The following is a 13,421-nucleotide window of genomic DNA, read 5'->3' as shown; positions in this document are numbered from 1 at the left end:
GGAGTACGGACACCATGACCGCTGTCATAGAGACCGCCGCCGCCGACGCGGCCGGCCAGGGTGCGGAGCCGATACGTCCCGCCGGGCGCGCCGGTGTGGTGCTGCGCCGTTTCGTACACAACCGGGGGGCGCTCGCGGGAGCCGTCGTCCTGCTGCTGCTCTTCGTGCTGGCCTTCGCGGGCCCGCTGATCAGCCGCTGGGACTACAGCCACATCGACTACACCGCACTGCGGCAGGGACCGAGCGCCCGGCACTGGTGGGGCACCAACCGCATCGGGCAGGACGTCTTCGCGCAGACCATCAGGGGGCTCCAGAAGTCCCTGCTGATCGGCCTGCTGGTGGCCCTGTTCTCCACCGTCCTCGCCTCGCTGACCGGCGCCTGCGCCGGGTACTTCGGCGGCTGGACCGACCGGATCCTGATGTTCTTCGTCGATCTGCTGCTGATCTTCCCTTCCTTCCTCATCATCGCGATCATCTCGCCGCGGTTGCAGGACGGCGGCTGGTTCGCCTTCGTCGGGCTGCTCGCCGTCTTCGGCTGGATGATCACCGCACGGGTGGTCAGGTCGATGACGCTGTCGCTGAAGGAGCGTGAATTCGTGCGCGCCGCGCAGTACATGGGCGTCGGGCCGTTCCGGATCATCTGGCGCCATGTGGTGCCCAACATCGCCTCCTTCCTCATCATCGACGCGACCGTCGCGGTGGGCGGCGCGGTGATGAGTGAGACCGCGCTGTCGTACTTCGGGTTCGGCGTCCAGTCGCCCGACGTCTCGCTGGGCACGCTCATCGCCTCCACGACGGGGGCGGCCGTCACCTACCCCTGGATGTTCTTCTTCGCAGCGGGGCTTCTGATCATTTTCGTTCTCGCGGTGAACCTGGTGGGCGACGGGCTGCGCGACGCGCTGGACCCGACCTCGCGCCGGCGCCGCAGCCGCAAGGGGGCAAAGCGATGACCTCGGTATCCGACACCTCGGTACGCGACACGGCGGAACCCGGTACGCCGGTGCTCGAAGTGAGCGGCCTTGAGGTCGACTTCGACGGTGTCCCGGCCGTCCGCGGTGTGAGCTTCTCACTCCGGCGCGGTGAAGTGCTCGGTCTGGTGGGGGAGTCGGGGTCGGGGAAGTCCGCGACCGCGCTCGCCGTCCTCGGACTGCTGCCCGGGAACGCGGCCGTACGCGGATCGGTCAGGCTCGACGGCACGGAGCTGGTCGGCGCCACCGACCGCACGCTGTCCGCGGTGCGCGGCAGCCGGATCGGCATGGTCTTCCAGGACCCGCTCTCCGCCTTCACCCCCGTCTACCGGATCGGTGACCAGATCGCCGAGGCGGTCCGGGCCCACCAGGACGTTTCGCGCGACGCGGCCAGGGCGCGCGCCGTCGAACTGCTCGACCTCGTGGGCATCCCGGAGCCCGCGCTCAGGGCGCGGTCGTATCCGCACGAGTTCTCCGGCGGGATGCGCCAGCGCGCCATGATCGCGATGGCGATGGCGAACGACCCCGACGTGATCCTCGCCGACGAGCCGACCACGGCACTCGACGTCACCATCCAGGCGCAGGTGCTCGATGTGCTGCGCACCGCGCAGCGCGAGACCGGCGCCGCGCTGGTGCTGGTCAGCCATGACCTCGGGGTGATCGCGGGCGCGGCGGACCGGGTGGCGGTGATGTACGCCGGGCGGATCGTGGAGAGCGCGTCCGCCGAAGACCTCTTCGAACGGCCCCGGATGCCGTACACGCTGGGCCTGATCGGCGCGGTGCCCCGGCTGGACACCGCCGGTGAGGTGCTGGTGCCGATCCCCGGTTCACCTCCCACGGCCGGGAGCACGGGCCCCGGCTGCCCGTTCGCGCCGCGCTGCCCGCTGGCCGGGGAGCCCTGTCTGACGGAGGAGCCCGCTCTGCGGACCGTGGACGGGCACGCGGTCGCGTGTGTACGGGCGGACGAGATCGCGGCGAAGCGGCTGGGCCCGCTCGATGTCTTCCCGGTCCCGGACATCCCGCAGGCCCGCGCCGCAGGCGAGGAGGACCGGAGCGCCGGTGTCTGCCTCGGCTCCGGCACTGCCCCCGGGACCGAGGCCGATGCCGGCGCCGAGGCAGACACCGGCGCCGCCACCGTGCTGAGTGTGCGCGGGCTCGTCAAGACCTTCCCCGTGCTGAAGGGCAGCGCCTTCAAACGGCGGGTCGGCACCGTGCACGCCGTCGACGGGGTGGATCTGCGGATCAGCCGCGGCGAGACCCTGGCGCTCGTCGGGGAGTCCGGTTCCGGCAAGTCCACCACGCTCTTCGAACTGCTCAACATGGTCCGCCCCGAGGGCGGCGAGATCGAGCTCTTCGGGCAGTCGCTCGGCGGGCTCGGCGCGTCCGCCCGCCGGGCGCTGCGCGGGCAGGTGCAGATCGTCTTCCAGGACCCGATGGCCAGCCTCGACCCCCGGATGACGGTCGGCGACATCGTCGCCGAGCCGCTGCGCGCCCAGGGCACGGACCGCAGGACCGCGGCCGGACGCGTCCCCGGACTGCTCGGACAGGTCGGCCTCGACCCGGCGCACGCCACCCGCTTCCCGCACGAGTTCTCCGGCGGCCAGCGGCAGCGCATCGGTATCGCGCGCGCCCTGTCCGTCGGGCCGAAGCTGCTGGTCCTGGACGAACCGGTCTCCGCGCTCGACGTGTCCGTGCAGGCGGGCGTCCTCAACCTGCTGCGGCGGCTCAAGTCCGAGCTGGGTCTCGCTTATCTCTTCGTCTCGCACGACCTGTCCGTGGTGCGGCACATCGCGGACCGGGTGAGCGTCGTCTACCTGGGGCGCACCGTCGAGTCCGGGACGGTCGACGAGGTCTTCGAGCGGCCCAGACACCCGTACACCCAGGCCCTGCTCTCCGCCGTGCCGCTGCCCGACCCGGTGCGCGAACGCGAGCGGCAGCGCACCAGGATCCTGCTGCCCGGCGACCCGCCCAGCCCCACCCACCGCTACGAGGGCTGCCGCTTCCGGGCCCGCTGCCCCGTCTTCGCGGAGCTCGGCGCGGACGAGCGGGCGCGCTGCGAGAACGAGGTGCCGGTGGACCAGGAGCACGCGGCCGACCATGTGGCGGCCTGTCACTTCCCCGCGGTGCGCGCGGTGGTGTGAGCCGCCGTGCTCAGTGCGCCGACCCGGAGATCTGCAGCCCGATCACGCCCACGATCACGAACGCGATCGAGACGAGCTTGAGGGTCGAGACGATGTCGCCGAGGAAGACCATCCCGTAGATGGCGGTGCCCGCCGCGCCGATGCCGGTCCACACGGCGTAGGCGGGCCCGACGTCCAGCTTCCGCAGCGAGAGTGTCAGCAGCCCGAAGCTGCCCAGCGCGAACGCGGCGAAGGCGACCGTCGGCCAGAGCCGGGTGAATCCGTGCGAGAGCTTGAGACACACGGCGAAGCCGGTCTCCAGCAGTCCCGCGACCACGACCAGCAGCCACGCCATTCAGTGCCTCCCCATAGGGCCTGTCGTTCGATCATGCCGGGTCCGGTCTCAGTTGCAGCGATTATGCATTCAGCCGGATCGGCCGGGCGGCAAACCCGGTGGATCAGTCGCCCTCGCGCCGCTCCCGGGTGGCCAGCAGCCTGCGCAGCGAGTCCAGCCGTGCCGGGTCGGCGTGGCCCCCGGCGACCCAGGCGTCCAGGGCGCACTCCGGCTCGTCGTGGCTGCAGCCGCGCGGGCACTCCTCCGTACCCGGCACCAGATCGGGGAACGCGAGGATGACCCGCGAGGGGTCCACATGGTGCAGTCCGAAGGAGCGCACCCCCGGGGTGTCGACGACCCAGCCGCGATCGTCCGGCAGCGGGAGCGCCAGGGCCGAGGTCGTGGTGTGCCGGCCGCGGCCGGTGACCGCGTTGACATGGCCGGTGCTGCGCCGCCGGTCCTCCGGCACCAGCGCGTTGACCAGGGTCGTCTTGCCGACGCCCGAGTGCCCGACGAACGCGGTGACCTTGTCGTTGAGGAAGTCCCTGACCCGGTCGGCCGCCTCACCCTTCGCCAGTTCCTCGCGACTGGTCACCACGTACGGGATGTCGAGCGCCCCGTAGGAGGCCAGCAGCTCGTCCGGCGAGGCCAGATCGGACTTGGTGAGGACGAGCAGCGGCGACAGCCCGCCGTCGTACGCGGCCACCAGGCAGCGGTCGATCATGCGGGGGCGCGGTTCGGGGTCGGCCAGGGCGGTGACGATCGCCAGCTGGTCGGCGTTGGCGACCACGACCCGCTCGAACGGGTCGTCGTCGTCGGCCGTGCGGCGCAGCACCGATGTCCGTGGCTGGATGCGCACGATGCGCGCCAGGGTGTCCTTGGCGCCGGAGAGATCCCCGACGATCATGACCTGATCGCCCACCACGGCGGCCTTGCGGCCCAGCTCACGGGCCTTCATGGCGGTCACCGCGCGCCCGTCGACCAGACAGGTGAGCCGGCCCCGGTCGACCGTGAGGACCATGCCCTCGGCGGCTTCCTCGTGCTTGGGGCGGATGTTCGTACGGGGGCGGTTGCCCTTGGGGTTGGGGCGGACGCGGATGTCGTCCTCGTCGGGGTTCTTGCCGTATCGGCGCATCGCGTCAGGCCTTGAGCATTTCGGTCCACATCTCAGTGAAGTCGGGGAGTGTTTTGGCGGTTGTCGCCACATTCTCAATCTTTACGCCGTCGACGGCGAGCCCGATGACCGCGCCGGCCGTGGCCATGCGGTGGTCGTCGTAGGTGTGGAAGACGCCGCCGTGCAGCGGGCGCGGGCGGATCCGCAGACCGTCGGCGGTCTCGCTGACATCGCCGCCGAGCCCGTTGATCTCCGCGGTCAGCGCGGCCAGCCGGTCGGTCTCGTGCAGCCGGAGATGGGCCACGCCGCGCAGCGTGGACGGCGAGTCCGCGAGGGCCGCGACGGCCGCGATGCCCGGGGTCAGCTCGCCGACCTCGCTCAGATCCACGTCGATGCCGTGGATCCGGCCGGAGCCGGTGAACACCAGGCCGCTCTCGGTCAGTTCGCAGCCGCCACCCATCGTGGTGAAGATCTCCCGCAGCGCGTCCCCCGGCTGAGTGGTGCGCGCGGGCCAGTCGGGGATGGTGACCCGGCCGCCGGTGACCAGGGCGGCCGCCAGGAACGGCTGGGCGTTGGAGAGGTCGGGTTCGACGGTCAGGTCCCGGCCGAGCAGGGCGCTGGGGGAGACCCGCCAGACATTCGGCTCGCCGCCCGTCTCCGGCTCGTCCACCTGGGCGCCGACCGCGCGCAGCATGTCCACGGTCATCCGGATGTGCGGCAGCGAGGGCAGCGTGGCTCCGGTGTGCCGTACCTCGACGCCCTGGTTGAAGCGCGGCGCGGAGAGCAGCAGCGCCGAGATGAACTGGGACGAGGACGACGCGTCGATCTCGACGCGGCCGCCGTCGAGCGCCCCGCCGCCGTGCACCGTCAGCGGGAGCGCCCCGCGCCCGTCGTCGTCGATCCGGGTACCGAGCGCGCGCAGCGCGTCGACGACGCCGTGCAGCGGGCGTTCGTACGAGCGGGGGTCGCCGTCGAAGCGGACGGGACCGTCGGCGAGTGCGGCGACCGGCGGCAGGAAGCGCATGACCGTACCGGCGTTGCCGACGTCGATGGTGGCCGGGCCGTGCAGCCCCGCCGGGATCACCCGCCAGGCCTCGCCCGTACCGCCCGTCGCGCCCACCGCGGCGGAGCTGGACGACACGGTCTCCTCGATACGGACGCCCAGTGCCCGCAGGGCGTCGGCCATCAGAAGCGTGTCGCGGGAGCGCAGCGGGCGGCGTAGCCAGCCCGGTTCGGCGGCCAGGGCGGCCAGGACGAGTCCACGGTTGGTGACCGACTTCGATCCGGGCACGGTCACCGTCGCGTCGACGCCTCCGGACGCGTACGGGGCGGGCCAGTGAGCGGTGTGCACGGAACTTTCGGTCATGGCCTCACTTTACTGATGGCCGGACCACCGGGGCGCCGCCCGTCTCACAGGCCCAGCAGCCAGCGCCCGCCGCCGATGAGCGAGCAGAGCGAGACGACGTGGAAGAGCAGCAGCCACACCGTCGGCGGGAGATGGGTGAGCCGGCCGAGCTGGTCGGCGTCCGAATCGCCCGCATGGCCGCGCACCCGCTTGCGCTGGAGCTCGAAGGCCGGGCGCACACCGCCGATGAGCAGGAACCAGACAGCCGTGTACGCGAACGCCGCCTGCACCTCGGCGCTGGTCAGCCAGGAGATCAGGACGAACGCGGCGCCCGTGACGATCACGGTGAGCGCCCCGTACGCGTTGCGGATCATCACGAGCATCGCGAGAAGGAGGACGCAGGCGGCCCAGAGGAAGAGCGTGATGTGGTCGGCGGCGAGCAGCCAGGCACCGCCGAGCCCCAGCAGCGGCGGCGCGGTGTATCCGGCGCCCGCGGTGAGGATCATGCCCAGGCCGTGCGGCTTGCCGCGGCTGACGGTGAGGCCGCTGGTGTCGGAGTGCAGCCGGATGCCGTCCAGGCGGCGCCCGGTGACCAGGGCGATCAGCCCGTGGCCGCCCTCGTGGGCGATGGTGACGGCGTTGCGGGTGAGCCGCCATATGCGGTGCGGGAGGACCGCGAGCAGTGCGACGACGCCGGTGACGATCACCAGCCACTGGTCGGGGTCGGACTGAGCGGCGAAGACGCGGTCCATGGTGGGGAGGGGCTCCTCGGGAGACGGGGGGCGTGGCAGTCTGGCACATATGTGCGGACGGTTTGCAGCGAGTCGTGGACCCGAGGATCTCGCAGGGGTCTTCGGGGTGGAGAAGGGGGATGCCCCGTTCCGGTCGGAGACGGTGGTCCCCGACTGGAACGTGGCACCGACCAAGACGGTCCAGGTCGTACTGGAGCGTCCGTTGAAAGACGCGGCATCGCGCCGTCCGGTTCGCCAGCTGCGGAATCTGAAGTGGGGACTGGTGCCGTCGTGGGCGAAATCGCCCGAGGGCGCCGCCCGGATGATCAACGCACGGGCCGAGACGGTCCAGGAGAAGCCGTCGTTCCGCCGGGCCTTCGCCGCGCGCCGCTGCATCGTCCCCGCCGACGGCTACTACGAGTGGATGACGGAACCGGACGAGCGTCAGCTGGAGGTCGAGGGCAAGAAGAAGCGGGCACGTAAGCAGCCCTACTTCGTGACGCCCGCCGACGGCTCGGTGATGGCCTTCGCCGGTCTGTACGAGTTCTGGCGGGACCCGGCGCTGCCCGGCGACCACCCGCAGGCATGGTGGGCGACCTGCACGATCCTCACGACCGAGGCCGAGACCACCCCGCTCGCCGGACAGGGGCAGGCACAGGGGGAAGCGGACGGGCCCGGAGCCCCGCGGACGCTGGCCGCGATCCATCCCCGGATGCCGCTCGTACTGCCCCCGGACCGCTGGGACGACTGGCTGGATCCCGGGCACACGGACCCTCACCGGCTGGCCCCGCTGCTCGATCCGCCGCCCGCCGGACTCGTACGGGCGTACCCGGTGTCCACGGCGGTCAGCAATGTTCGCAACAACGGCCCGGAGCTGCTGACCGCACTGGAGGCCCCCGAGGAGGGCACACTCTTCTGATGTGACTCAGAGCATGATCGTGGAGAGTGTCGACACCCCCGCCGGGGAAGCCCGCATCACCTGGCATCCCGCCGCCCGCCCGCACCTCGTGATCGCCCTAGGCCATGGCGCCGGCGGCGGTATCGAGGCGCGCGACCTCCAGGCGCTGGCCGCCGCGCTGCCGCCGCTCGGGGTCGGCGTCGCGCTCGTCGAGCAGCCCTGGCGGGTCGCGGGCCGGAAGGTCGCGCCCGCGCCGAAGACCCTGGACACCGGCTGGCGCGCGGTCTGGCCCGCGCTCCGCAGACCCGGACTTCCGGTGGTCGCGGGCGGGCGCAGCGCCGGGGCCCGGGTGGCCTGCCGGACCGCGGGGGAGCTGGGCGCCCGCGGTGTCCTGGCGCTGAGCTTTCCGCTGCATCCGCCGGGGAAGCCGGAGAAGTCCCGGCGGCGGGAGCTGACCGGGACCGGGGTCAGCACTCTGGTCGTACAGGGCGCCAGGGATCCGTTCGGCCGGCCGGCCGAGTTCCCGGGCGCAGCCGAGTTCACCGCCGGGGACTTCGAGCTGGTGGAGGTGGCGGACGCCGATCACGGCTTCGCGGTACCGAAGCGGGCCGCCACCGGCCAGGAGCAGGCGCTCAGGACCATCACGGACGCGGTGGGCAGATGGGCCGTGCGGCTGCGGGAATGCTGAGTCGGGGAGCGCTGTTGTGGGGAACATCGGTGCTGGACACCGGTGCACACAAGCTTGTACGTGGAGAGGGAGTCCGTCGCATGGGTTCGACCATCTGCCCGCGCCGCCCGAACGCCGCTGACCTGGAGTGGACCGTGCTTTCGGCAGCCCAGGGCGCTCCTTCCCGGGCGGCGGGCGGACCGGATCGTCGTCTATCCTCCGATTCGAGTGGGTCCGCTTTCGGATCCGCCAAGGCGTTGGAGGAGGTGGGTCCGGTCACTGGGACCGACACAGGGACCGAAGACGGCCATGCGGAAGAGACGGCCGCGGAGCGCAATGCCCGCTTCGAGCGGGATGCCCTCGGCTTCCTCGACCAGATGTACTCGGCCGCGCTGCGCATGACGCGCAACCCGGCCGATGCCGAGGACCTGGTGCAGGAGACCTACGCGAAGGCGTACGGCTCGTTCCACCAGTTCCGGGAGGGGACCAACCTCAAGGCGTGGATGTACCGCATCCTCACGAACACGTTCATCAACTCGTACCGCAAGAAGCAGCGTGAGCCTCAGCGCAGTGCCGCCGAGGAGATCGAGGACTGGCAGCTCGCCCGGGCCGAGTCGCACATGTCCACGGGGCTGCGCTCCGCCGAGTCGCAGGCGCTCGACCACCTGCCCGACTCGGATGTGAAGTCCGCGCTCCAGGCGATCCCCGAGGAGTTCCGCATCGCGGTGTATCTCGCCGATGTCGAGGGCTTTGCGTACAAGGAGATCGCAGACATCATGGGGACACCCATCGGGACGGTCATGTCCCGGCTGCACCGGGGCCGCCGTCAGCTGCGCGGCATGCTGGAGGACTACGCACGCGACCGCGGGCTGGTCCCCGCGGGCGCCGGAGAGTCGAACGAAGCGAAAGGTTCGGGCTCATGAGCTGCGGAGAGCCGCACGAAACGGACTGCTCCGAGGTCCTGGACCATCTGTACGAGTTCCTCGACCACGAGATGCCGGACAACGACTGCACTAAGTTCGAGGTGCACTTCGAGGAGTGCTCCCCGTGCCTGGAGAAGTACGGCCTGGAGCAGGCCGTCAAGAAGCTGGTGAAGCGCTGCTGCGGCAGTGACGACGTACCGGCGGACCTCCGGTCCAAGGTCATGGGGCGCATCGATCTGATCCGCTCGGGACAGGCGGTGCCCGACCAGGACATCACCGTCACCGACCGGTCGGCGGCCGCCCAGGAGTGACCGGCCGCGGGGACGGCAGGGCCTCCCGGCGCACAGACACAGACAGCGGGACCGCGGCGCACGTGCCGCGGTCCCGCTGCGTTTGCCGTACCCGGCCCGGTTTCCGCCTCGGGACTGTCACCCGATGGGCTGCTGATCCGCCGATGCGGCCCCCCGGCTGCCCGCCCGCGCCTATTCTCCCCAACCTGTACGGACGCCGGAGCCGTGCGGATACCGGAGGAGGAGGCCGCCATGCGGGCACTGCCGCGGACAGCGCGCGCCTGCATCCTGTGCGCGGTCCTGGGCGCCGTCGGCTGTGTGCTGCCCGCCGTCACCGACCCCGCCACGCCCTGGACGGCCGTGGCCCTGCTCGCCGCCGTCTACGCCGGATGCGAGCTGCTCGCCCGCAGATCGCCGGGGGCCGGGTCGTTCTTCGCCGTACTCGTCGCCGCCGCCCTGCTCCTGCCGCCCGCGGCCGCCGCCATCGCCGCCGTGCCCGGGGCGCTGCTCGGCGCCGCCGAGCACTCTCCGTACGGCATCCGGCGCGTCTGGCACGCCGCGCAGCTCGCCCTCGCGGTGCAGGCCGCCGCGGAACTCGGGCGTTCCGCGCTCTTCGGCGGGCCGACCCGGACACCCGGCCTGCCGTACGCCCTGCTGCCCGCGCTCGCCGCCGCCCTGGTCCTCTGCCTGGCCCTGACCGCACTGGACGGCGCCGTACGGGCCACCGCCGAGCGGCTGCCCGTCCGCACCGCGGGTCACGCGCTGCTGCGCTCACTCGCCCCGTACACCGTGCACGGGCTCGCCGGGCTCATGATGGCGGTCCTGTGGCGCAGCCCCTTCGGGCCGCCCGCCGCCCTCTTCGTCCTGCTGCCCATGTACATCTCCAGCTGGGTCTTCGCGCAGTACCACCGCGAGCGTGCCGCCCACCGGGCGACGATCCGGGCGCTCGTGCAGGCCGTCGACATCAAGGACCAGTACACCCGCGGCCACAGCGAACGCGTGGGCCAGGCGTCGGCGATGATCGCCGGCGAGCTGGGCATGGCCGGCGACCGTCTGGAGGCGCTGCGCTTCGCCGGGATCCTCCATGACGTGGGGAAGCTCGGGGTGCCCACCAGGCTGCTCAGGAAGGACGGGCCGCTGACGCCCGACGAGCGCCGCGTCATCGAGCTGCACCCCGAGTACGGGCACGAGATGGTCCGCGGCATCGGCTTCCTCGGCGAGGCCAGGGCCGCCATCCTCCACCACCACGAACGGCTCGACGGCTCCGGCTACCCCTACGGGCTCTCCGGGCAGCAGATCCCCGAGTTCGCCCGGGTCGTCGCCATCGCCGACGCCTTCGACGCCATGACGTCCACCCGCTCCTACCGCCGGGCCAGACCCGTCGACGCCGCCCTCCGGGAGCTGGTGCGGTGCGCGGGGACGCAGTTCGACCCGCTGATGGTCCAGGCGTTCGTACGGGCGCTCGCCCGCAGCGGCTGGCACCCCGCCGTCACCGCCGACGAACCGGACGCCTGCCCGCCCGCCGTCCCGCCCGCCCGCGCCCCGGCCGCTGCGCCCGGCCCGCCCGCCGACGCGGAGCGCCCCGCGTGAGCGCCCGTACCCCCCGCGCCGTGTGCCTCGTCCACGGCGCCGCCGCCCTGGTCGCCGCGGCCGGGCTCGGCTGGACCCTCTGGCACGGTGTCGGCGACCGGGACACCGCGCTCGCCTTCGGGATACTCGTCGCCGCGGGCGAACTCACCCGCCGCACCGGCCCCGGCAGCGAGCGCGAACCCGCACCGCTCGGCGCCGCCGGAGCCCTCGCCTACGCCCTGCTCGGCCAGAACGGCGGCCACCCCACCGTGCACGGCGCCCCCCAGGTCGTCGCCGTCGTCGTGGCGGGCACGCTCGCCGGCACCGCGCCGCACGTCCCGCGCGGCCGCGGCCCCACCGCCGACCAGCTGGCCCGCCGGGTGCTCACGGTCGCCTTCGCCGCCGCCTGCTTCCAGCCCCTGTGCGGCTCGGGGCGGACAGCCGCCTGGGCGGTGCGCGGCCCCTCGTACGCCGTCGTGCTGCTCCTGCTGCTCGGCCTCACCGCCCTCTGCGACGCCGTCCTGGCCGCCGCGATGGCACACGCGCGCACCCGTTCCCCAGCCCCTGGCGCTCGGTCCCGCCCGACCGGGGGAGTCCCCATCGGGCCGCTGCTCCGCGACGAACTGCGCGCACTCGCCGGCATCGGCTCGGCCGTCTGCGCCACCGGTGTGGTGATGGCGCTGGGTGTCGCGGTCGCCGGGCTGTGGGCGCTGCCCGTCTTCTCCGTACCGCTGCTGCTCACCCAGCTCTCGCTGCGCCGCCACGCGCTGGTACGCACGACCTACCGCCAGACCATCACCTCGCTCGCCCGCGCCACCGAGATCGCCGGATACACCCCGCACGGCCATGCCCGCCGGGTCGCCGGGCTCAGCCGGGCCGTCGGCCGGGAGCTGGGTCTCTCCGAACCGGCGCTGACCGTCCTGGAGTACGCGGCCCTGATGCACGACATCGGCCAGCTCTCCCTCGTCGACCCGGTCCCCGGCGGCGCCACCGCGCCGCTGCCGCCCGCCGAGCAGCGCCGGATCGCGCTGCTCGGCGGCGCCGTGGTCCGCCAGACCGGAGTCGACGCGAAGGTCGCCGTCATCGTGGAGCGGCAGGCGGATCCGTACCGGGAGCAGCCGCTCACCGCCCGGATTGTCCGGGCCGTCAATGCGTACGAGGACCTGGCCGGGGAAAGTGAAGGAGTGAGAGGTGCCGGCGGACCGCTCGGCGCGCTGGAGCGGCTGCGCCTGGGAACCGGCCACGACTACCAGCCGGAAGTCGTGGAATCCCTCGCCCGTGTGCTCTCCCGCGGCGGTGTCGCCTGACGTTGCCCCGGGGGCGGAATCCGGGCCCCGGAGCGGGTAACCAGTGGGTAATGAGCGCCGCTCCGACCGGGCATGGTTGGATGCGAAGAGAGGGCGTCCGGGGGAATCGGAGCCCGGGAAGCAGAGACCTTTCAGCTACCGGCAGGCGGGAATCGTGAGGATCTTCGGGAAGGTACGGCATCGGCCCTCCGCATCCTGGCGGCAGGCCACGGACCGCGCGTTCACGCTGATCGGCGACGGTCGGTACGACGACGCGGGAGCGCTGCTCACGCGCGCGGCCGATCTCGAACCGTGGCTGTCCGAGTCCTGGTTCAATCTGGCCCTGCTGCACAAGTTCCGGCACGACTGGGACCGGGCACGGACCGCGGGGCTGCGCGCCGTGGCGCTCCTGGACCGCGAGGCGGGCGCCCCCGACTGGTGGAACGTCGGGATCGCGGCCACCGCGCTGCAGGACTGGCCGCTGGCCCGCCGGGCCTGGCAGGCGTACGGGCTGCGGGTCCCGGGCGAGCCCGCGGCCAGCGGTGAGCCGGTCGGTATGGACCTCGGCTCCGCCGCCGTGCGGCTCTCCCCGGAGGGGGAGGCCGAGGTGGTCTGGGGCCGTCGGCTCGACCCCGCCCGCGTCGAGGTGCTCTCCATCCCGCTGCCGTCGTCCGGCAGGCGCTGGGGCGAGGTCGTCCTGCACGACGGCGTCCCGCACGGCGAGCGCGTCACCGCCGCCGGGCCCTCCTACCCCGTCTTCGACGAGATCGAGCTGTGGGCGCCCTCGCCGGTGCCGACCTGGGTGGTGCTGCTCGAAGCGGCGACCGAGGCCGACCGGGACGCCCTGGAGCAGCTGGCGGCCGACGCCGGGTTCGCCGCCGAGGACTGGTCGTCCTCCGTCCGGCTGCTCTGCCGCGCCTGCTCCGAGTCGCAGATGGAGAGCGACGAGGGCGAAGGCGAGCAGCCCCCCGATCCGCACGACCACAGCGAGCCCGGCCACCCCGGCCCGCTCGGCCACCGCACGGCGGGCGGTCTCTGGGTCGCGGAGCGCGAGTGCGGCATAGCCGCCCCCGCGGGACTGGTGCGCGGACTGCTCGACGGCTGGGTCGCCGACAGCCCGGACAGCCGGGAGTGGCGGGACCTCGAAGAGGTCTGCTGACCCCGCTTCCTCCTGTG

13 protein-coding genes are annotated in these 13,421 nt (G+C 72.7%); 9 read left to right on the top strand and 4 right to left on the bottom strand.

All coding sequences use genetic code 11. The features are described 5' to 3' along the window. Positions 1 to 14: 14 nt before the first annotated feature. Together OG385_RS08365 and OG385_RS08360 are read left to right on the top strand one after the other, a co-directional pair. The gene (locus OG385_RS08365; RefSeq protein ID WP_266853269.1) at positions 15 to 950 is read left to right on the top strand and encodes an ABC transporter permease; all 936 of its coding nucleotides are present in this window, start codon (positions 15 to 17) and stop codon (positions 948 to 950) included. Continuing rightward, complete coding sequence (locus OG385_RS08360) at positions 947 to 3,109, top strand: ABC transporter ATP-binding protein (protein WP_266853268.1); 2,163 nt, start codon at positions 947 to 949, stop codon at positions 3,107 to 3,109. The genes OG385_RS08365 and OG385_RS08360 overlap by 4 nt, the downstream gene beginning before the upstream one ends. A gap of 10 nt (positions 3,110 to 3,119) precedes the next feature. Here the strand turns inward: OG385_RS08360 and OG385_RS08355 are convergent, their stop codons facing one another. The 4 genes from OG385_RS08355 to OG385_RS08340 form a co-directional block, all read right to left on the bottom strand. Beyond that, on the bottom strand, positions 3,120 to 3,443 hold the full coding sequence (locus tag OG385_RS08355) for a multidrug efflux SMR transporter (protein WP_266853266.1): 324 nt from the start codon (positions 3,441 to 3,443) through the stop codon (positions 3,120 to 3,122). Positions 3,444 to 3,546: 103 nt separating this feature from the next. Beyond that, entirely contained in the window at positions 3,547 to 4,557 is a 1,011-nt protein-coding gene (gene rsgA / locus OG385_RS08350) for a ribosome small subunit-dependent GTPase A (RefSeq protein ID WP_266853264.1), read from the bottom strand. Positions 4,558 to 4,561: 4 nt separating this feature from the next. After that, positions 4,562 to 5,902, bottom strand: a complete 1,341-nt coding sequence (gene aroA / locus OG385_RS08345; protein ID WP_266853262.1) for a 3-phosphoshikimate 1-carboxyvinyltransferase — start codon at positions 5,900 to 5,902, stop codon at positions 4,562 to 4,564. Positions 5,903 to 5,946: 44 nt separating this feature from the next. Beyond that, on the bottom strand, positions 5,947 to 6,633 hold the full coding sequence (locus OG385_RS08340) for a M50 family metallopeptidase (protein ID WP_266853261.1): 687 nt from the start codon (positions 6,631 to 6,633) through the stop codon (positions 5,947 to 5,949). 49 nt (positions 6,634 to 6,682) lie between these two features. Between OG385_RS08340 and OG385_RS08335 the strand changes: the two genes are divergently transcribed. The 7 genes from OG385_RS08335 to OG385_RS08305 all read left to right on the top strand — a co-directional run bounded on the left by OG385_RS08335 (position 6,683) and on the right by OG385_RS08305 (position 13,404). Beyond that, positions 6,683 to 7,531: an SOS response-associated peptidase gene (locus OG385_RS08335; protein ID WP_266853259.1), complete on the top strand. Its 849-nt coding sequence runs from the start codon at positions 6,683 to 6,685 to the stop codon at positions 7,529 to 7,531. Between the two features lie 13 nt (positions 7,532 to 7,544). Then, positions 7,545 to 8,198, top strand: coding sequence for an alpha/beta family hydrolase (locus OG385_RS08330; protein ID WP_266860718.1), 654 nt, complete (start codon positions 7,545 to 7,547; stop codon positions 8,196 to 8,198). A 245-nt stretch (positions 8,199 to 8,443) separates the two neighbouring features. Continuing rightward, positions 8,444 to 9,100, top strand: a complete 657-nt coding sequence (locus OG385_RS08325; RefSeq protein ID WP_266853257.1) for a sigma-70 family RNA polymerase sigma factor — start codon at positions 8,444 to 8,446, stop codon at positions 9,098 to 9,100. Then, positions 9,097 to 9,411, top strand: coding sequence for a mycothiol system anti-sigma-R factor (gene rsrA / locus OG385_RS08320; RefSeq protein ID WP_266853255.1), 315 nt, complete (start codon positions 9,097 to 9,099; stop codon positions 9,409 to 9,411). The genes OG385_RS08325 and rsrA overlap by 4 nt, the downstream gene beginning before the upstream one ends. Before the next feature lie 231 nt (positions 9,412 to 9,642). Further along, positions 9,643 to 10,980: an HD-GYP domain-containing protein gene (locus OG385_RS08315; protein WP_266853253.1), complete on the top strand. Its 1,338-nt coding sequence runs from the start codon at positions 9,643 to 9,645 to the stop codon at positions 10,978 to 10,980. After that, the gene (locus OG385_RS08310; protein ID WP_266853251.1) at positions 10,977 to 12,266 is read left to right on the top strand and encodes an HD-GYP domain-containing protein; all 1,290 of its coding nucleotides are present in this window, start codon (positions 10,977 to 10,979) and stop codon (positions 12,264 to 12,266) included. Before OG385_RS08315 ends, OG385_RS08310 begins: the two co-directional genes overlap by 4 nt. A gap of 154 nt (positions 12,267 to 12,420) precedes the next feature. Beyond that, a complete protein-coding gene (locus OG385_RS08305; RefSeq protein ID WP_266853249.1) occupies positions 12,421 to 13,404 on the top strand; it encodes a hypothetical protein in 984 nt (327 codons plus the stop codon). Positions 13,405 to 13,421: the final 17 nt, after the last annotated feature.

This window comes from Streptomyces sp. NBC_01306, from assembly GCF_026340465.1.
Taxonomy (GTDB): Bacteria; Actinomycetota; Actinomycetes; order Streptomycetales; family Streptomycetaceae; genus Streptomyces.
This window is presented reverse-complemented; position numbering and strand designations above follow the sequence as displayed.